Genomic DNA, 17833 nt, shown 5'->3' with positions numbered 1-17833 from the left:
AGACTTGGAAATCCAACAATTCGCGAGATTGTGGGGAACCGACGCCTGAAAATCAGGTATCAAGTCGGGTCAGAAAAGAAAAAGCCGGACCGCTGCGGTCCGGCTTTCACGTTGAGTTCGGCTAGTTCGTTATGATCTCCGGTCCCATAAATGTGTTGGGCAGGAAGGTCGATATCCACGGTATGTACGTCACCATGATCAGGAAGACGAACAGAACCGCAAGGAACGGCAGGGCTGCGCGGACCACGCCCATCATCGGCATGCCAGCGACACCGGACGTCACGAACAGGTTCAACCCGACCGGCGGTGTGATCATCCCGATCTCCATATTGACCACCATGATGATGCCCAGATGGATCGGGTCGATGCCCAGCTCGATGGCGATCGGGAACACCAAAGGTGCGACGATGACCAACAGGCCCGAGGGCTCCATGAACTGACCACCGATCAGCAGGATCACGTTCACCACAATCAGGAACGTCACCGGACCAAGGCCCGCCGACAGCATGGCGCTGGCGATGTGTTGCGGCACCTGCTCGTCCGTCAGCACATGTTTCAGGATCAGCGCGTTTGCGATCACGAACAGAAGCGTGACGGTCAGTTTCCCAGCCTCAAACAGCGTGTGCTTGGTGTCGGGATGGATGAAGGCTGTGACCAGTGCATAGGGCTTCTTGATCAGCGGCAGGTTCGGTTGGCCTTCTTCCGTACTGAGCGGTCCCATATCTTTGTAAACAAAGCTGGCGATCAGGAAGGCATAGACGGCGGCCACAGCAGCGGCCTCGGTCGGGGTGAAGATACCGCCATAGATGCCGCCCAGAATGATCACGATCAGGAACAGGCCCCACCCGGCCTCACGCGCCGAGGTGAAGATCTCGCCCCAACCTTTCCACTCGCCCTTGGGCAGGTTCTTGACCTTGGCCATGACATAGATGGTGATCATAAGCATCAGACCGGCCATCAGGCCTGGAATAACACCAGCAAGGAACATGCGCCCGACCGAGACCTCGACGGCGGCGGCATACACCACCATCACAATGGACGGTGGGATCAGGATGCCCAGCGTACCGGCGTTACAGATCACACCAGCGGCGAATTCCTTGGAATACCCCACCTGACGCATGCCCGCGATCACGATGGAACCGATAGCAACCACGGTTGCAGGGGAAGACCCCGACAACGCGGCGAACAGCATACAGGCGAACACACCCGCAATCGCCAGACCGCCGGGCAAGTGCCCCACACAGGCAATCGAGAACCGAATGATCCGACGTGCCACCCCGCCCGTCGTCATGAAGGACGACGCCAGAATGAAGAATGGGATCGCCAGCAGGGTAAAGTGCCCCTCGAACGCCTCGAACAGCGTACCCGCGACCGAGGCCAACGAACTGTCGGAATAGATCAGCAGGAACAGTGTCGAGCTGAGGCCAAGCGCCACCGCAATCGGAACCCCGATCAGCAGCAGGCCGATGACCATAGAGAAAAGAAGAACGACGTCCATTAGTCATGCACCCCTTGTTGTGCGCGGACTTCTTCGATCTCGTCCTCGACTTCGTGGCTGGCGACAAGGCGGTCAGTTTCACCGCGCCAGATTTGTAGTGCGACCTGCGAGAACCGGATCACCAGCAGCAGCATCGACACAGGCAGCACCAGATAGGGTACGACCTTGGGCAGCTTCTCGTAGCCCTCGCCATAGTTGATCAGGTCTTCCAGAAAGCGCAGAGGTGCGATCATCGGGATATCGTCAACCTCGTAGAAGCTCTGACTGCGCGCGCTTGTGTCGAACCCGGTCGGGAACCAGCGGCCCGAGGTGGGCGGCAGGTCAGCAAACACGGCCCAATAGTCATATGATCCCTTCAGCAACAGCAGCGAGAAGACCAGACAACACGCCACCGAGATCAGCGCCAGAATACGACGCGGCGCAGGGGCCAGCATGTTCAGGATCGCGTCCACGCCCAGGTGCGCGTGCTTTTTGACCGCATAGGATGCGCCCAGAAGAACAAGCCAGCCGAACATGAACACCGTCAGTTCAAGCGCCCACAGGATATTGGAATTAAAGGCAAACCGCGCGATCACATTGGCAAAGGTCACGGCCGTCATCAGGCCCAGCAACACTGCGATCAGGGTTTCCTCGATATGGTCGATCAGCCCGCCTTGGCCGGGATTCGCACCAGACATCTTTCTGTCCCCACATTTTTTGTGATGAGTAATATTGGGGCGGGCACATTAAGGCCCGCCCGGGCCACGCGTCGATAACTCCCCAGTCCCCCGACGCGTGGCCTGAACCGAGGTTTAAAACCCGGCGTTGATCGCCTGTGCTGCGTCGATCTTGTCCTGACCCACGTCGTCGGCGAACTTGTCCCAGACGGGTTTCATCGCATCGACCCATGCCTGACGCTGTTCGGGGTTCAGCTCACGAATGATGCCGCCCGCGTCGGTGATCGAGGCTTTGGCCGCTTCGTTCACAGCAAAGGCTTCCTTGTTCCGGGTCGCGGTCACTTCGTCCAGAATGGTCAGGAACTGTTCACGCACTTCCGGCTCGAGGCTGTCCAACCAGTCAACCGAGGTCACGACCAGATAGTCGATGATGCCGTGATTGGTCTCGGTGATGCCGTCCTGCACCTCAAAGAACTTCTTGCCGTAGATGTTGGACCAGGTGTTTTCCTGCCCGTCCACAACACCCTGCTGCAGCGCGCCATAGACTTCCGAGAACGCCATTTTCTGCGGGCTGCCACCAATGGCTTCCATCTGCGCCACCAGCACGTCCGAGGACTGCACGCGGAACTTCAGGCCATCGGCATCTGCCGGGCTTTCCAGCGGTTTATTGGCCGACATCTGCTTCATGCCATTGTGCCAGAACGCAAGCCCCTGCAGGCCGCGGCGCTGCATGCTGTCTTTCATGGCCTGACCGTCAGCGGACGCTTGGAACGCATCGACCGCATCGATGTTCTTGAACATGAACGGCAGGTCAAACAGGCGGAACTGCTTGGTGAATTTCTCGAATTTCGACAATGACGGGGCGGCCAGTTGCACGTCGCCCTGCAACATCGCCTCTAGCACCTTGTCGTCGTTATAGAGGGTCGAGTTCGGATAGACCTCCATGCACATGACGCCGTTCATCTCGTCATTGACGCGCTGTTCCAGCAGCGAGGCCGCGATGCCCTTCGGGTGTTTGTCCGTGTTCGTCACATGGGCGAACTTTACTACGATTTCACCGTCGTCGCAGGCCGCCATACCAGCGGTCGCGGTCACGGTCAGTGCAACAGCGGTTGCAGCCGTTGTCAGGAATTTCATCTGTATCTTCCTCCCAGACTTCCTTGATACTTCAAAGGACGCACAGTTGGCGTCGCATGGCGGCGAGTGAACCGAATCGTCACTCACTGCTCAACTTTTTGTTCAAAGGCCAAAGTCGCTCGGATTTATTGTTTTATTACAGACACTAACGGATGTACGCACCCTGATACCATCCGTGCGCACATTTTCATGTGCGAAATTTCGCACAGGTTTATTCAGCTTTGTGCGAGTTTCCGCACAACTTGCGAATCAACCGGAAGGAATCAATTGGTTTTGACCAAGTGCCAACCGCAGTCCCCCCAAGGGGACTGCCACGCCCAACGTCTTTAACTGCATGACTATGCAGGGAAAGGGGACGGGAGCTTCAAGTTACCTCCGATAGTCCTCGGGCCGAATCTGGTAGCGTGCGAGTTTGTCGTAAAATGTCTTACGCGGCAGCTTTAAAGCCTTGGCTGCGTCTGCGGCCTTTCCATTGTGCCGACCCAATGCAGCGATAAGCAAAGAACGCTCTACTTGCGCCATTTGTTCACTCAAACCCAAATCAGTGGCGCGTGTTACTTCTTCTGGCATACCAAGGACAAAGCGCATAGCAGCCGACATGAGAGAACGCGCATTTCCCGGCCAATCGCTGGCCATAAGCGAAGCCAAGTGCTCGGAGGTGACTTCCGGCGCGGCGATCCCCGCCTGTTCTGCAGCCTGCCCTACATAATGTCGAAAAATCACCGGAATATCTTCGGGACGCTCCGCAAGCGACGGAATTCTGACCCGCATCACATCCAATCTATAGAAAAGATCGGCGTGGAACTGGCCTTCCGCTGACAAGCCAGCCAAATCAGCCGTTGTTCCCGCCAGTATTCTCGCGCCGACCCCCTGTTCAATCATCTCAAGCGCAGCATATTGAGTCGCTTCAGGCATCGTTCCGATTTCGTCCAGAAACAGTGATCCTCCAGCAGCGTCTTCACAGGCGCGCGCCAAATCTTCTGTTGTCAGCCCCGAGGCGGGCCGTTTCACAAATGCGCCCTGCACCTGAGGCGACATCATGTGAATGACCTCAGCAACCTTGGCGATTCCGCTACCAGCGGGTCCAGTCACAAGCACTTCGGCGTTGGTCGGGCCGACGGTGCGCACGCGGTTCCGCAACGCCTCGGCCTGCTTGGAATGACCGAAAAGTAAACGCGCCGCCGGATCACCGCGCTCAAGCTCTCGCTTTACCGCACGCTGTTCGAGAATCTGCGACCGTGCGCCCATCGCGCGGCCGAGCACGTCCAACAATTCGGCAGCCGCACATGGTTTTTCCAGGAAATCGAACGCTCCTTTCCCCATCGCCTGAACCGCCATTGGAATATCGCCCTCTCCGGTCAGAAGAATGACGGGAAGATCGGGATCAACCTCATGGGCATATGTTAGCAGGTGAAACCCGTCTCGACCGGGCATACGGATATCTGAAACAATAACGCCCGGAAAATCGGCGCGGATATGATCCTTGGCGGCAACGAATGATCCTGCGGTCACGGGCGCGTAGTCCGCCAGTTCAAGCGTCTGCGCCAGTGCCTCACGCACGGCGGCATCATCATCGACCAGCAAAACCTTTCGGGTCATATCACTTCTTTTTCCCTGAAATGCTCAAGTTCAACAGTAAACACCGCGCCCCTCTCGGTATTTGAGCCACTAATGTTTCCACCAAAACTCTGAACCAGACCATATGAAATCGAAAGCCCCAGTCCCATGCCTTCGGATGACCCTACGGTTTTGGTCGTATAAAACGGCTCGAACAGCTTTTCCGAGTTTTCTATACCGGGGCCAATGTCTCGAACAGTAACAGACAGTTTAGAGCCAGTCCCCATGCGAATACGAATGCGCACAAGCCGTTCGTCCTGATGGCTCATGGCGTCGGCGGCATTATTGATGAGATTTACGAACACCTGCACCAGCCGAACTTCACCACCCCACGCAAAGACGGGTTCGGCTGGTGAGACCCAATCCATCTCGACCTGTTCAGCACGCAACCGCGCTTCGGTCAGTTCCACTGCGGTATTGATGACCTGCACCAGATTGACCTTGCCCATTGGCTCACTTTCGTTTCGCGCAAAAGCCCGAAGATTCTTGATGATCCGAGCCATTCGAGCCGCCATATCGGAAATACGGGTCAGGTTTTCAGCAGCCCGTTCCTCGCACCCTCGCGACAGAAACGCGGCCCCGTTATCTGCAAATTGTTGAATCGCCATCAATGGCTGGTTCAATTCGTGGCTGATACCAGCCGACATTTGCCCCAACGCACTGAGCTTACCGGCCTGAATAAGTTCTTCCTGCGCGTGCTTGAGTGCCGATTCTGCTTCTTGTCTTTCGTACACCTCGCGGCGCAACGCAGTGTTGGCCGCTGTCAGTGCATGGGTTCTTTGCGCCACGCGGCTTTCCAAGACTGCATTGGCCTGAGCCAGCGTGCGTCTGCGCTCGGTTGCCAGAAAAAGCAGGGCACCGAAGGCCAGGCAAATCGCTGCCACGGTCGCCGCCTGCAAACCCGCCAGACGGCGGGCCGGAGCGATATCCATCACGACCTCTCCGGTCATCCCGATAACGGGCAGATCGCGGCTTAGATGCAGGGCGCGAGACGGCAAATACGGCCCCCACCCCAAGTCCCACACCTCAAAGGGGCCGACCTGATGCGCCGCAAAGGTGAAAGTTTCACCGTTTGGCGGCGTAAGCCCCGACTGACCGGCATCGCGTTTCCAGAACAGCAGGTCGGTCCGGTTTGAAATAAACACGTCCCCATCGCGATCCACAAAGAACACGGCTTCGGTACTGCCTCTCCATTCCTGTTCGATGTCCTCAACATCCGCAATGACGACAAGCGCGCCAGAGACCGTACCGTCGGGCGCAAAATCCGGGGCGGCGTAGGAAAAGAAGCGATCACCCTGATCGCGCAAAATTCCATGCTCGCTTCCCAAAGCACCCTGCATTGCGCGCTCGAACGCTGGTTGCCCGGCGACACTACCGCCAACCACATCATGAGCAGCAGCAAGCACGCGACCCGTTGGATCGGCATACAATACGTCCACTGCTGCCGTCTTGTCTGCGACTTCCAACAAAAGCGCGCGCGCCCGTGAAGGGTCATCTGAACTTTGCAGGTTACGCAGGTGTGGGTGGCCCGTCATTAGCACAGCCAATTCCTGATAGACCTGCAGTTGCGTGCTCAATCGATCGGATGCAAGTTCCAGGTCCGCTTCGGCCTTTTCACTAAGTTGCGAAAGAGCCTGCCGATAGCCGTAAGACCACACGCCAGTCGACAAGAGTGCGACAGCAAACAGAAATCCCAGAACGATCCAAACCCTTTGCATGCCATAGGGTCTTGCATCCGACGGGCCGCATGGCAAGTGTGCTGGGCATGAAGACGTTGTTCCAATCGCCAGTCGAGCCGGGGTTTGTTCAAAACCCCTACCCTTTTTATGACAGGGCCAGAGCACACGGAGATATGGTCTTTTGGGATGACTACAAAATGCCTGCCGCTGTTTCGCACGCCGCTGTGCAATCTCTTTTGAAAGATCGTCGTTTTGGTCGCGAGGTCCCGGCCGAGATCAAAACACACGGCCCAAACCACCTTGCGCCTTGGTTGGCCGTTGAGCGACATTCGCTACTTGAGGCCGAGCCACCACGCCACACAAGACTGCGCGCCTTGGTAATGCGTGCTTTTACGTCGCGTGCGGTATCCTCGCTTGAGGCAACAATCCATGACCTCAGCAACTCTCTGATAGACAGGTTTCCCACCTCGTCATTTGATTTGCTGGACGCATTTTGCACACAGATACCGGTTATCACGATCTGTCGGCTGCTTGGTGTCCCTGAAGTCGAGTCGCCCAACCTGTTGCGCTGGTCTCATAAAATGGTGGCCATGTATCAGGCCGGAAGAACCCGCCAAACCGAAGACGACGCAGCGGCTGCGTCGCAGGAGTTCACTGAGTTCCTGACCTCATATATCGAGCTTCGCCGCGACGATCCGCGCGATGACCTGATAACGCGCCTTATCGCCGCCGAGGAAGACGGTGAAAAACTTTCGCGGGATGAGTTAGTGGCGACGTGCATCCTGCTGTTGAACGCCGGGCATGAGGCCACTGTTCATTCGCTGGGCAACGGGGTCAAAACAGTTCTGCAACAAGGTGTTAGCAAAAACGCTTTTTCCCCGGACACAATCGACAAAACGGTCGAGGAAATCCTGCGTTTTGATCCTCCTCTGCATATGTTTACCCGCTACGCCTATGAGGAGGTTGAGGTTTTCGGGCACCGTTTCAAACGCGGGGATGAGGTGGCGCTGCTGCTAGGCGCTGCCAATCGAGATCCACTGGTTTGGACAGATCCAAACACGTTCAACCCAAACCGTCCGATCGTCACCAATTCCAGCTTCGGCGGAGGCTTGCATTTCTGCGTGGGTGCTCCTCTTGCGCGACTGGAGATGCGCATCGCTTTATCGACCTTGTTTGAACGCTGCCCAACCCTGCACCTCAGCGCACCGCCAGAATATTCAAACAGCTACCATTTTCACGGGCTGACCGGTCTGATGGTCGAGGCGTGAGGAACTCAACCCTCAATCAACGCATTCAACGGTAGCATCGTGGTGGACTTGATTTCCTCCATCGACAGCAACGCCGTGACGTTGTGAACACGCACCTCAGAGATCAGTGTCTGGTAGAACTCGTCATACGCACGGGCGTTTTTAACCCGGACTTTCAATATATAGTCGATGTCGCCGGCCAACCTGTGCGCCTCTTGCACCTCTGGGCGATCCCGCAGTGCTTTGAGGAACCTGCGTTGCCAGTCGGCCTCATGTTCAGAGGTGCGAATAAGAACGAAGAATGTAGCCTCGAATCCTAGCGCCTCGGCGTCCAGCAAAACGGTCTGCTGACCAATGACACCTGCCCCTTTAAGCTTGCGGATTCGATTCCAGACCGGCGTTTTGGAACTGCCGACCCGGGCCGCAATTTCGTCCAGAGATTGACTGGCATCGCGCTGAAGCTCTACTAGAATTTTCCGATCCGTATCGTCAATCCGCACTGACATTCCAATTTTTCCTTCGATTTAAAACCCGCGTCCCGTTTGGGGCCAGCCACGGAACGTATGTTCTTATTTATGCGCACATATGGCGCATTACCGGGAATATTTCCTATATTGCCCTCCAAGTCAAACCACGCGGAACTGAACATGCAGTCTAGGCAATCACATGATGGCGCAGGTCACGTCGACTTTGTCGGCGCCGGTCCGGGCGACCCGGAATTGCTGACGCTCAAGGCGCTGAAAGCTTTTGAGCGCGCGGACGTTGTGCTGCATGACCGTCTGATCAGCGCCGATGTCTTGAATCTGGCTGGTAAGAAGGCAACGCTTGTCGATGTTGGCAAGGCAGGGTTCGGCCCGTCTTGGAAGCAAGAAGACATAGACGCGCTTCTGGTCGACCATGCCCTGAAAGGCCAGCGCGTCGTTCGCCTGAAGTCTGGCGACCCTACCGTATTTGGTCGCCTGGACGAAGAAATCGAAGCGCTGGAAGCAGCCGGGATTGCGTGGCGCATTGTTCCTGGCATCACCGCGGCCTCTGCTGCCGTCGCCGGAATCGGCCAAAGCCTGACGCGGCGCGGTCGGAATTCGTCTGTGCGATTTTTGACAGGCCACGACATGAAAGGTTTCGCTGATCACGACTGGAGCGCACTGGCGCGTCCCGGTTCCGTTGCCGCGATCTACATGGGCAAAAAATCCGCGCGTTTCATTCAAGGTCGCCTGATCATGCACGGCGCGGACCGTGCCACCCCTGTGACCTTGATCGAGAACGCCTCGCGCCCGGACCAACGCATTCTGGCGTCGACGCTGGATCAACTAACAAAAGACCTGACGGCCGCCAATATGGACGGCCCAACCCTCACTTTTTATGGCCTCGAACCGCGCAAGTCGGTCGACGCCCTGACCGAATTCAAGAAGGAGCACGCCTGATGGCCCGCGCTTTTACCCCCAAAGTGGTGACCGCCAATGACCTGCTGGAAGGCGATGTCATCTACCTCACCGAAGATGATCGCTGGTCGCGTGAACTGGCGGACGCTGAGCTGATAACTGACGAAGCGCATGCACAGGTTCGCCTTTTGGACGCCGAACGTCAGGCCAACAAGATCGTTGGCGCATATCTTGCGGATGCGGTTGCAGGCGAAAACGGTCCTGAACCCTCTCATTTTCGGGAAGATTTCCGTCGGACTGGCCCGTCCAACTATGCCCACGGCAAACAGGAAACTTCCCCGCAGCCCCGGACCTGAGCACAGGCCCTCTCTCTCCCCTTCAAGGCCCCCAGGTTTCGGGGCTGCAACTAAGGACAGCTAATCATGTATCGCTACTCCGAGTTCGACACAGCATTTTTGGCAGAACGCAACAAACAGTTCCGCGCTCAGGTTGAGCGTCGTATCGACGGCTCATTGACCGAGGATGAGTTCAAACCCCTTCGCCTGATGAACGGCCTGTATCTGCAGCTGCACGCCTATATGCTGCGGGTCGCTATCCCTTATGGCACGCTCTCCAGTGCGCAGATGCGCCAACTGGCTCTGCTTGCCGAGAAGTGGGACAAAGGCTACGGCCATTTCACCACCCGTCAGAACATCCAGTACAACTGGCCAAAGCTGAAAGACGTGCCGGATATGCTGGACGCGCTGGGCGAAGTTGGCATGCACGCCATTCAAACCTCGGGCAACACGATCCGCAACGTGACCACCGACCATTTCGCCGGTGCCGCGGCCGATGAGATCGCCGACCCGCGCCCCTATGCGGAACTGCTGCGCCAGTGGTCGACCGACCACCCGGAATTCCAGTTCATGCCGCGCAAGTTCAAGATCGCCATCACCGGCAGCGAAAATGACCGCGCCGTGATCAAAGCGCACGATATCGGCCTGCAACTGGTTGAACGTGAAGGCGTTCTGGGCGCGCGCGTCATCGTGGGCGGCGGCCTGGGCCGCACACCGATGATCGGCAAAGAGCTTTCTGAATTCGTCGCCTTCGACGATCTGCTGGCGTATCTTGAGGCCACCGTGTCCGTCTGGAACCAGATCGGCCGCCGTGACAACAAGTACAAAGCGCGCATCAAGATCACCGTGCACGAAAATGGCATCGACACCATTCGCGCCAAAGTTAATGAGCGTTTCCTGCAGGTTCGCCCGCAGTTCAAGGGTGCCGACATGGACCTGCTGGAAGAGATCAAGGGCCACTTTGCGGCCCCGGCCTTCCGCGAAGCCTCGGTTGCGTCGTTTGAAAGTGCCTACACCAATGATCCGGTTTTCCGTTCGTGGGTCGATACAAACATTGCGCCGCACAAGAACGCGGACCACGCGATCGTCACGATCTCGATCAAAAAGCACGGCGCGACGCCGGGTGATGCGACCGCAGAACAGATGCGCGTGATGGCCGATCTGGCCGAAGAGTTCGCCTATGACGAGCTGCGCATCAGTCACGAGCAGAACGTGATCCTGCCGCATGTCCACAAGTCCGACCTGCCTGCGATCCACGCGAAGCTGAAAGAATACGATCTGGCCACAGCCAATATCGGCCTGATCAGCGATATCATCGCCTGCCCCGGCATGGACTACTGTGCGCTGGCCACGGCGCGTTCGATCCCGGTTGCTCAGGAAATCGCGACCCGTTTCGACGACCTGAAGCTCGAGCATGATATCGGCCACCTGAAGATCAAAATCTCGGGCTGCATCAACGCCTGTGGGCATCACCACGTTGGGCACATCGGCATTCTGGGTCTGGATCGCGCAGGCGTTGAGAACTACCAGATCACGCTGGGTGGCGACGGCACCGAGACGGCCGCTATTGGCGACCGTACTGGTCCGGGCTTTGCCTATGATGAGATCGTTCCGGCCGTCGAGCGGATCGTGAACACTTATCTGGAACAGCGTGAGAGCGCCGAGGAGGAAATCCTGCAAACCTACCGTCGTGTGGGCATGGCTCCGTTCAAGGCAGCTCTTTACCCCGAGGCTCAGGCGAATGCCGCTTGATCTAATCCAGACGGAACTGGGCAAAGACCGCAGCGAACTGACCGAAAAGGTCGAAGCGCTGAACGCCCGGTTCCGGCACCACAGCGCACATGACGTGATGCACGGTGCCATAGAAGAAATTGACGACCTTGCCCTAGTCTCCAGCTTTGGGGCAGAGTCGGTTGTGTTGCTGCACATGGCGGCGGTGGTCGACAAGATGACCCCGGTGCTGTTCATCGACACCCAGATGTTGTTCACCGAAACGCTGGAATACCAGCAAGAGGTAAGCGAACGGCTGGGTCTGAAGAACGTGAAAATCATTCGCGCGGATGAAGACGATGTTCAGCGCGATGATCCCTACGGCGCGCTGCGCCTGCGGGACACGGATGCGTGCTGCAACCTGCGCAAAACGTTTCCGCTGCAACAAGCCCTGTCCGGCTATTGCGGCTGGATCACCGGGCGCAAGCGGTTTCAGGCTGGCACCCGAGCGGCGCTCGACTTCTTTGAGGTCGAGGATGGTACTGGCCGGATCAAGGTGAACCCGCTGGCGCATTGGGCGCCCGAGGACGTGCGCGCCTATATGGATGAAAACAACCTGCCCCGGCATCCGCTGGTGGCCAAAGGATACCCTTCGATCGGCTGTGCGCCCTGCACCTCGCCGGTCAAAGAGGGCGAAGACCCCCGCGCCGGACGTTGGCGCGACCAGCACAAGGAAGAATGCGGCATCCATTTTGTCGATGGCAAGATGGTGCGCGCCGGAGAGAAAACATGAATGTAATCGTAACAGATGAGGGGTTCGCCCCCGATGACTGGACCGATGGCTTTGTCGCGCTTGAAGACACAGCCAATGACGTAGTCGCGCTGGACGTACCTTCCGACGCGGACCCGGACGAGCTGGCTGAGCGGCTCGGCGGCGCCAAGATGGTGCGGATTGACTTTCCTTCCTTTGCGGACGGTCGCGGGTTCACTATCGCGCGGACACTGCGTTTAAAAGGCTATGCAGGGCGTTTGCGTGCCAAGGGCCATATTTTGGCTGACCAGTACGCAATGGCGCGCCGCAGTGGTTTTGACGAAGTCGAGATCGACCAAACCCTTGCCAACCGTCAGCCCGAAGATCAGTGGCTGGCTCGCTGTGACTGGCACGAAAACAACTATCAGGCCCGACTGCGCGGTTGATTTCGCCAAATGGACGCTTGTGACAGGACGTGGGGGCAACTGCCCCCTTTTCCTGACTTGGATCAAAGATTAAACGGAGATGTCGGTTTACCCAGCCGGCAGTGAAACGATGACAGAGATGAAGCCCGTGACCGAAGCAACCGCCGTAAAGGCCCCCGTTCTGCCGGACGCCCAGACTGTAACTGACGTCAAACACTGGACCGATAGCCTGTTCTCTTTCAAGGTGTCGCGCCCCGCCTCGCTGCGGTTCCGCTCGGGCGAGTTCGTGATGATCGGATTGTTGGGTGACAACGGCAAACCGCTGCTGCGCGCCTATTCGATCGCTTCGCCGTCATGGGATGAAGAACTGGAGTTCTACTCGATCAAGGTGCAGGACGGTCCTCTGACCTCGAAACTACAACACATCAAGCCGGGCGATCAGATCATCCTGCGCCCCAAGCCTGTTGGCACGCTGGTCCATGACGCCCTGCTGCCCGGCAAACGCCTGTGGTTCTTTGCAACCGGCACCGGCTTTGCACCTTTCGCCTCGTTGCTGCGCGAACCGCAGACCTATGAGGACTATGACGAAGTCATCATCACCCACACCTGCCGCGAAGTGGCCGAGCTGGAATATGGCCGCCAACTGATCGAAAGCATCCGACAGGATGAGATGCTGGCAGAGCTGATGGGCGAAGGTTTTGCCGACAAGATTCGCTATTACCCGACCACGACTCGGGAGGAGAGCCCCAAGATGGGCCGCATCACCAATCTGTTGAAAGACGGAACCGTGTTCGCGGATCTTGGCATCGAAGGCGGCATCAAACCAGAAACCGACCGTGCGATGGTGTGCGGCTCGCTGGCCTTCAACCTTGATATCAAGGAAATCCTTGAAGAATTCGGGCTGCGCGAAGGCGCAAACTCCGAGCCCAAGGAATTTGTGATCGAAAAAGCCTTTGTTGGCTAATCAGACCGCGCCGGTCACTGTCCAGACTGTGACCGGCACACAAACCTGCCGTGAATCCTGTGAATTTCAATCGTTTCAGCGCTGTTGGCGCTTGAATCAGGGCGCGTGGCAGTCTAAATTTCGGGCTCGAAATTCTGCAATCATCAAAGGAATGAACCCATAGCCCGCAGACCTCACAACGCGCCGCCGCAACGAGAAACTGGCCCGCGCGTCAATGAAAAGATCCGTGCCCCCGAAATTCGCCTGATTGGTGCTGATGGAGAAAACGTCGGGGTGGTTCATCCCGCTAAAGCCATGCAACTTGCCGCCGATGCCGGCCTCGACCTGGTTGAGATTTCGCCGAACGCGAACCCTCCGGTCTGCAAGATCATGGATTTTGGCAAGTTCAAGTACGAACAGCAGAAACGCGAAAGCGAAGCGCGCAAGAAGCAAAAAGTCATCGAGGTGAAAGAGGTCAAGTTCCGGCCAAACACCGACACGCATGACTATGACGTCAAGATGAAGAACGTCTTCAAGTTTCTGGAAAAGGGCGACAAAGTCAAAGTTACCCTGCGCTTCCGTGGCCGTGAAATGGCGCACCAGAATCTGGGGCGTGAGCTGCTGGAACGTGTGGCCGAGGACATCAAGGAATTGGGCAAGGTCGAGAACATGCCCAAGATGGAAGGCCGTCAGATGATCATGATGATCGGTCCTCTTCCACAGAAATAAACCAACACACCGTTGCGATCCAAAGCCCCCTTTCAGGGGGCTTTATTGTTCCGCCTGCCGCTCTCGTAGCCAGACGATCGAGTCGTTCAGGTCAAAGGCCAGGGAAATCAGGTCAACCACCAACAACAACAGCAAGAAACGCGCGTATTCTGGCGACAGCACCGTGCCATCGGTCAGCAACATTATGATGATGGCGACCAATGGAACCCAGCATATGAGATGGGGCAACGCCATCGCTTTTGTCATCCCGCGCGCAGCTCGAATGATCGGAATATTCAGCGCCATGCCAGTCACCGACAAAGCGGCGATCAATGCGCCCTGTGGTTGATCAACAAATGCGAGCGGCGCCAAATTTACCGGAATTAGAACGAACACCATCCAAATCTGGACCCAAAGCGGTAAATTCCTAAAACTCATCCAAATATCGCGGATCATCACTCACCCAATCGCAATCATATTAATCAACTACTTTATTGATTGCACAGGATTAGTCAGTTCACAAACACGTTAAACGACTGCGGCTATCGCTTTGCTCAACTTTGTGACCATTTCGCCGATTTGGGCCTCTTGAATAACAAACGGAGGTGCCAAAAGAATGTGGTCCCCCAATCTACCATCCCGCGTCCCGGACATTGGATAGCAGATTAGCCCCTCTGCCAACGCAGACTTCTTTATTTTCGCCGCGATCCCCAGCGAAGGCTCAAACGGCGTTTTCTCAGCCCGGTTGGAAACCAGCTCCAATCCACGGAACAAACCTCGGCCCCGGATATCGCCGACAAACGGGTTCTGACTAAATTCGGCCTGTAGCGCATCTTGCAGCGTCTCGCCCATTGCCACGGTACGAGCCGGAAGGTCATGCCGGATCAACTCTTGGACGACCGCAAGCGCGGCGGCTGTCGCAACAGGATGCCCTATATAGGTGTGACCGTGTTGGAAAAAGCCTGAACCATCCCGGATGGCGTCATATATTCTGCTGGTGCAAAGCATGGCACCGATCGGTTGGTACCCCGCGCCCAGCCCTTTGGCGATGCACAAAATATCCGGGGCGACGCGGTCATGATCACAGGCGAACAAATGGCCTGTTCTCCCCATGCCGCACATCACCTCGTCCAGTATCAGCAGCACACCGTATTTGTCGCAAATCTCGCGAATACGTCTGAAATATCCATCAACCGCCGGAACCGCACCCAAAGTTGCGCCGACAACAGGTTCAGCCATGAAGGCCATAACAGAGTCCGGCCCCAACCGCAGAATCTCAGCCTCCAGCTCGTTTGCAACGCGTTGGCCGTAGTCAAAACTACTCTCGCCTTCCGGCTTTTCCGCGTATTCATAGCACGGAGAAATATGGCTCATCTCAATCAACATCGGAGCAAATTGCGCACGCCGCCACGCATTGCCACCAGCGGAAAGAGCGCCCAGCGTATTGCCGTGATAGCTCTGCCGGCGCGCAATCACATGACGTCGTTCCGGTTCACCGATCTCGAGGAAATACTGACGCGCCAATTTGATCGCGGCCTCCGTTGCCTCGGACCCTCCCGAGACGAAATACACGCGGTCAAGGTCGCCGGGCACATGTTCGATCAGTAAATCTGCTAGTGCCTCGGCAGGTTCGGACGTCATAAACCCAGTGTGTGCAAAAGCTATTTTGCCAACTTGATCCTGAACCGCCTGAATAACGGTCTGGTTCGAGTGCCCCAGACAAGACACGGCAGCGTCCCCGCAATCCAGATAGCGCCGCCCCTGATCATCAATCAAATAGCATCCTTCCCCAGCAACGGCGACAGGTAGGTTTGACTTTGTATGTCTCGGGAAAACGTGGCTCATTGTTCTTCCTCGTGCAAAGTTGCAACAAGCGCCGACACTGAAGCGGCGTTGTCCCTCCAGGGGTTTCCATTTTGATCTGTCATGCTGTTTTCAAATCCGACACGCACATCCCCGCCACGTCGAGCAGCCAAACGAAGGCAAGCGTGCTCCTGCCGACCGAAAGCGCACACCATCCAGTTGCCATTCTGGCTCGGAAAATTATCAAGATCGGTCGGAGTGGATTGCTGACCATCCGCATAACGCCCCAGCACCAACAGGCGGTCCGTTTGTTCGGGCTGCACAACCCCTTCCGTCAGCCAGTGCGACAGCAGCGCGGCGTCATCTGCATCGTACAATATGTGCTGCACCGCCGTTCCCTGATCGGCACATACCGCGTAGACAGAATTGGCCAGCTCTGGCGAACGCGCGATCTCTCGAACTGCAATTGATGCCCATGAGGGTTGAACTTTCGTAAGGCAATCAAGCTGAGCGGCTACGTCGAAAACTCCGGCGGATTCAGTCGTAATCTGAACATCCATCCCTGGCACAGTCTGTCGCAGTTCAGCGATTGTTTCCAGATACTTGCCCGCATCCAAGGAATGTTGCCCTGAATTGTCGCGTACATGCAAATGGATACCATGTGCGCCGGCTTTGAAACAGGATTGCGCGGCCTCAACAATCTGTTCGGTAGAAACCGGAAGCTGCGCGTGGTCTTCCCGACCACGACGCGCACCATTCGGGGCGACCAGAATGTATTGCCCCTTAAACTCTCGGCCTTTTACATGACGTTTGTTCATCGGAACCGCCTTCAAATCTCGCTGCCTCTCTACCTATCAACTCGAAGTTTTCAATTTCCAAAAAAGAGAACATATGTTTTTTTGCTTCTATGAATGACACTCTGAAGCAACTGACCAACAAGCTGCGGCAGGACATCGACACGATGCCGCCCAGTCTTCAGGCCGCCGCAAAATACATATTGGACTTTCCTGGCGATTTTGGTCTGGACCCCATTCGCGTAACCGCAGCCAATATCGGCGTAAGCTCGAATGCCTTGGTTCGACTGGCCCTAAGAATGGGTTTCGATGGGTTCGAGGCGTTTAGAACTCCGTTTCGACAAGCGTTGGTCACTGACCGAGAAGACGAGCTCGGTCATGATTGGTTAACCAGCTTGCAGGACGGAGACGCGCTGGAACAGGCGCAGTCAAAATACGCACAAAACGCCCTGAACGTGGTGGCGCGCTCACTCCGTCTGATGCAGCCGGATAAGGTTCAACAGGCCGTTGAATATATCACCCGATCACGCAGATGTTTCGTCACGGGAACTCGGGCTAGTTACTCTCTGTCCTACTATTTCTCATATGCTGGCCGCATGGCTCACCCAGGCATCCAGCTCGCGCCCAGGCATATGGGGTCCGCGATCGACGACCTTCTTGACGCCGATCCACAGGATTGTCTTTTTGCAATAACGGTTCTGCCGTATTCAGCAGACACCATACAATCGATGCGCTACGCGAAACAAAAAGGTATGCGCATCATTCTGATCTCAGACAGTGAAGTGATCGCGCCCAACATCGATCCGGACGTAACCTTTCAAATCAGCGCCCGATCTTTGCACGATTTCACCAACTTTTCCGGCGCAATGGCTGTTCTGGACTGCATTTTGGCACATCTCTACGACGCCGGAGGCGACGATGCACGGCAACGCGCGAAACGCTATCAGGAAGCCCGCGAACACACCGGCGCATATTGGCGACCTTCAAAAGCTCCGCGGATACGAGGGTCTTAACCAAGGCCCAACTTATATGGGCCTTGGTTTGAGTTGTGTCTTTAAGCGCAGGCGTTGATTGCGCGTTTTGTCATGACGCTGACGAGGTGCGCGCGGTAGTCCTTGCTGCCATGCAGGTCGCCGATCATGTTGGCG

At 56.6% G+C, this 17833-nt stretch carries 18 protein-coding genes and 1 pseudogene; 9 read left to right on the top strand and 10 right to left on the bottom strand.

Going from position 1 to position 17833, the window contains the following annotated elements:
• Positions 1–121: 121 nt before the first annotated feature.
• From ACR0LH_RS00095 to ACR0LH_RS00075, 5 genes are all read right to left on the bottom strand, one after another.
• The gene (locus ACR0LH_RS00095; RefSeq protein ID WP_170388586.1) at positions 122–1498 is read right to left on the bottom strand and encodes a TRAP transporter large permease; all 1377 of its coding nucleotides are present in this window, start codon (positions 1496–1498) and stop codon (positions 122–124) included.
• Positions 1498–2175 (bottom strand): TRAP transporter small permease, encoded by a 678-nt coding sequence (locus tag ACR0LH_RS00090; RefSeq protein ID WP_480719196.1) that lies wholly within the window; start codon positions 2173–2175, stop codon positions 1498–1500. The genes ACR0LH_RS00095 and ACR0LH_RS00090 overlap by 1 nt, the downstream gene beginning before the upstream one ends.
• Positions 2176–2289: 114 nt before the next feature.
• The gene (locus tag ACR0LH_RS00085; protein WP_170388590.1) at positions 2290–3291 is read right to left on the bottom strand and encodes a DctP family TRAP transporter solute-binding subunit; all 1002 of its coding nucleotides are present in this window, start codon (positions 3289–3291) and stop codon (positions 2290–2292) included.
• A gap of 369 nt (positions 3292–3660) precedes the next feature.
• Positions 3661–4890: a sigma-54-dependent transcriptional regulator gene (locus tag ACR0LH_RS00080; protein WP_170804088.1), complete on the bottom strand. Its 1230-nt coding sequence runs from the start codon at positions 4888–4890 to the stop codon at positions 3661–3663.
• On the bottom strand, positions 4887–6626 hold the full coding sequence (locus ACR0LH_RS00075; RefSeq protein WP_480719195.1) for a sensor histidine kinase: 1740 nt from the start codon (positions 6624–6626) through the stop codon (positions 4887–4889). Before ACR0LH_RS00075 ends, ACR0LH_RS00080 begins: the two co-directional genes overlap by 4 nt.
• Before the next feature lie 47 nt (positions 6627–6673).
• On the opposite strand from ACR0LH_RS00075, the gene ACR0LH_RS00070 reads away from it, so the two are divergent.
• Positions 6674–7855 carry a cytochrome P450 gene (locus tag ACR0LH_RS00070; RefSeq protein WP_480719901.1) on the top strand — a complete coding sequence of 394 codons (1182 nt, stop codon included), beginning with the start codon at positions 6674–6676 and terminating at the stop codon, positions 7853–7855.
• 5 nt (positions 7856–7860) lie between these two features.
• Here ACR0LH_RS00070 and ACR0LH_RS00065 read toward each other — a convergent pair whose 3' ends face one another.
• Positions 7861–8340, bottom strand: coding sequence for an Lrp/AsnC family transcriptional regulator (locus ACR0LH_RS00065; RefSeq protein ID WP_170388596.1), 480 nt, complete (start codon positions 8338–8340; stop codon positions 7861–7863).
• A gap of 141 nt (positions 8341–8481) precedes the next feature.
• On the opposite strand from ACR0LH_RS00065, the gene cobA reads away from it, so the two are divergent.
• From cobA to infC, 7 genes are all read left to right on the top strand, one after another.
• Positions 8482–9258, top strand: coding sequence for a uroporphyrinogen-III C-methyltransferase (gene cobA, locus ACR0LH_RS00060; RefSeq protein WP_170697838.1), 777 nt, complete (start codon positions 8482–8484; stop codon positions 9256–9258).
• The gene (locus ACR0LH_RS00055) at positions 9258–9572 is read left to right on the top strand and encodes a DUF2849 domain-containing protein (protein ID WP_170388600.1); all 315 of its coding nucleotides are present in this window, start codon (positions 9258–9260) and stop codon (positions 9570–9572) included. The genes cobA and ACR0LH_RS00055 overlap by 1 nt, the downstream gene beginning before the upstream one ends.
• Before the next feature lie 66 nt (positions 9573–9638).
• Positions 9639–11303, top strand: a complete 1665-nt coding sequence (locus ACR0LH_RS00050; RefSeq protein WP_480719194.1) for a nitrite/sulfite reductase — start codon at positions 9639–9641, stop codon at positions 11301–11303.
• On the top strand, positions 11293–12054 hold the full coding sequence (locus tag ACR0LH_RS00045; protein WP_480719193.1) for a phosphoadenylyl-sulfate reductase: 762 nt from the start codon (positions 11293–11295) through the stop codon (positions 12052–12054). Before ACR0LH_RS00050 ends, ACR0LH_RS00045 begins: the two co-directional genes overlap by 11 nt.
• Positions 12051–12458 carry a DUF934 domain-containing protein gene (locus ACR0LH_RS00040; RefSeq protein ID WP_480719192.1) on the top strand — a complete coding sequence of 136 codons (408 nt, stop codon included), beginning with the start codon at positions 12051–12053 and terminating at the stop codon, positions 12456–12458. Before ACR0LH_RS00045 ends, ACR0LH_RS00040 begins: the two co-directional genes overlap by 4 nt.
• 109 nt (positions 12459–12567) lie before the next feature.
• Positions 12568–13401 (top strand): ferredoxin--NADP reductase, encoded by an 834-nt coding sequence (locus ACR0LH_RS00035; RefSeq protein ID WP_480719191.1) that lies wholly within the window; start codon positions 12568–12570, stop codon positions 13399–13401.
• Between the two features lie 117 nt (positions 13402–13518).
• Positions 13519–14109, top strand: coding sequence for a translation initiation factor IF-3 (infC, locus tag ACR0LH_RS00030; protein ID WP_480686337.1), 591 nt, complete (start codon positions 13519–13521; stop codon positions 14107–14109).
• A gap of 42 nt (positions 14110–14151) precedes the next feature.
• Here infC and ACR0LH_RS00025 read toward each other — a convergent pair whose 3' ends face one another.
• The 3 genes from ACR0LH_RS00025 to ACR0LH_RS00015 all read right to left on the bottom strand — a co-directional run bounded on the left by ACR0LH_RS00025 (position 14152) and on the right by ACR0LH_RS00015 (position 16709).
• Positions 14152–14526 carry a hypothetical protein gene (locus ACR0LH_RS00025; protein WP_170556728.1) on the bottom strand — a complete coding sequence of 125 codons (375 nt, stop codon included), beginning with the start codon at positions 14524–14526 and terminating at the stop codon, positions 14152–14154.
• A gap of 90 nt (positions 14527–14616) precedes the next feature.
• Complete coding sequence (locus ACR0LH_RS00020; RefSeq protein ID WP_480719190.1) at positions 14617–15933, bottom strand: aspartate aminotransferase family protein; 1317 nt, start codon at positions 15931–15933, stop codon at positions 14617–14619.
• Positions 15930–16709, bottom strand: coding sequence for a beta-keto acid cleavage family enzyme (locus ACR0LH_RS00015; protein WP_480719189.1), 780 nt, complete (start codon positions 16707–16709; stop codon positions 15930–15932). The genes ACR0LH_RS00020 and ACR0LH_RS00015 overlap by 4 nt, the downstream gene beginning before the upstream one ends.
• 89 nt (positions 16710–16798) lie before the next feature.
• Here ACR0LH_RS00015 and ACR0LH_RS00010 point away from each other — a divergent pair, with 89 nt between their 5' ends.
• Positions 16799–17698 (top strand): MurR/RpiR family transcriptional regulator, encoded by a 900-nt coding sequence (locus ACR0LH_RS00010; RefSeq protein ID WP_480719188.1) that lies wholly within the window; start codon positions 16799–16801, stop codon positions 17696–17698.
• Between the two features lie 41 nt (positions 17699–17739).
• Here the strand turns inward: ACR0LH_RS00010 and ACR0LH_RS00005 are convergent.
• Positions 17740–17833, bottom strand: a pseudogene (locus tag ACR0LH_RS00005) (FAD binding domain-containing protein); the annotation flags it as partial.

The sequence above is a fragment of the Ruegeria sp. CL6 genome (assembly GCF_056536465.1).
The sequence above is the reverse complement of the archived record's forward strand: the minus strand, read 5'-3'. Positions and strand labels throughout refer to the sequence as shown.

Excerpts from the sequence above, each read along its gene's own strand:
- ACR0LH_RS00020 (WP_480719190.1), bottom strand. The coding sequence starts at position 15,933 with ATGAGCCACGTTTTCCCGAGACATACAAAGTCAAACCTACCTGTCGCC.
- ACR0LH_RS00015 (WP_480719189.1), bottom strand. The coding sequence starts at position 16,709 with ATGAACAAACGTCATGTAAAAGGCCGAGAGTTTAAGGGGCAATACATT.
- ACR0LH_RS00055 (WP_170388600.1), top strand. The coding sequence starts at position 9,258 with ATGGCCCGCGCTTTTACCCCCAAAGTGGTGACCGCCAATGACCTGCTG.
- ACR0LH_RS00035 (WP_480719191.1), top strand. The coding sequence starts at position 12,568 with ATGACAGAGATGAAGCCCGTGACCGAAGCAACCGCCGTAAAGGCCCCC.
- ACR0LH_RS00045 (WP_480719193.1), top strand. The coding sequence starts at position 11,293 with ATGCCGCTTGATCTAATCCAGACGGAACTGGGCAAAGACCGCAGCGAA.
- ACR0LH_RS00050 (WP_480719194.1), top strand. The coding sequence starts at position 9,639 with ATGTATCGCTACTCCGAGTTCGACACAGCATTTTTGGCAGAACGCAAC.
- ACR0LH_RS00025 (WP_170556728.1), bottom strand. The coding sequence starts at position 14,526 with ATGAGTTTTAGGAATTTACCGCTTTGGGTCCAGATTTGGATGGTGTTC.
- ACR0LH_RS00090 (WP_480719196.1), bottom strand. The coding sequence starts at position 2,175 with ATGTCTGGTGCGAATCCCGGCCAAGGCGGGCTGATCGACCATATCGAG.
- ACR0LH_RS00010 (WP_480719188.1), top strand. The coding sequence starts at position 16,799 with ATGAATGACACTCTGAAGCAACTGACCAACAAGCTGCGGCAGGACATC.
- ACR0LH_RS00075 (WP_480719195.1), bottom strand. The coding sequence starts at position 6,626 with ATGCAAAGGGTTTGGATCGTTCTGGGATTTCTGTTTGCTGTCGCACTC.
- ACR0LH_RS00070 (WP_480719901.1), top strand. The coding sequence starts at position 6,674 with ATGAAGACGTTGTTCCAATCGCCAGTCGAGCCGGGGTTTGTTCAAAAC.
- ACR0LH_RS00065 (WP_170388596.1), bottom strand. The coding sequence starts at position 8,340 with ATGTCAGTGCGGATTGACGATACGGATCGGAAAATTCTAGTAGAGCTT.
- ACR0LH_RS00080 (WP_170804088.1), bottom strand. The coding sequence starts at position 4,890 with ATGACCCGAAAGGTTTTGCTGGTCGATGATGATGCCGCCGTGCGTGAG.
- ACR0LH_RS00095 (WP_170388586.1), bottom strand. The coding sequence starts at position 1,498 with ATGGACGTCGTTCTTCTTTTCTCTATGGTCATCGGCCTGCTGCTGATC.
- ACR0LH_RS00085 (WP_170388590.1), bottom strand. The coding sequence starts at position 3,291 with ATGAAATTCCTGACAACGGCTGCAACCGCTGTTGCACTGACCGTGACC.
- ACR0LH_RS00040 (WP_480719192.1), top strand. The coding sequence starts at position 12,051 with ATGAATGTAATCGTAACAGATGAGGGGTTCGCCCCCGATGACTGGACC.
- cobA (WP_170697838.1), top strand. The coding sequence starts at position 8,482 with ATGCAGTCTAGGCAATCACATGATGGCGCAGGTCACGTCGACTTTGTC.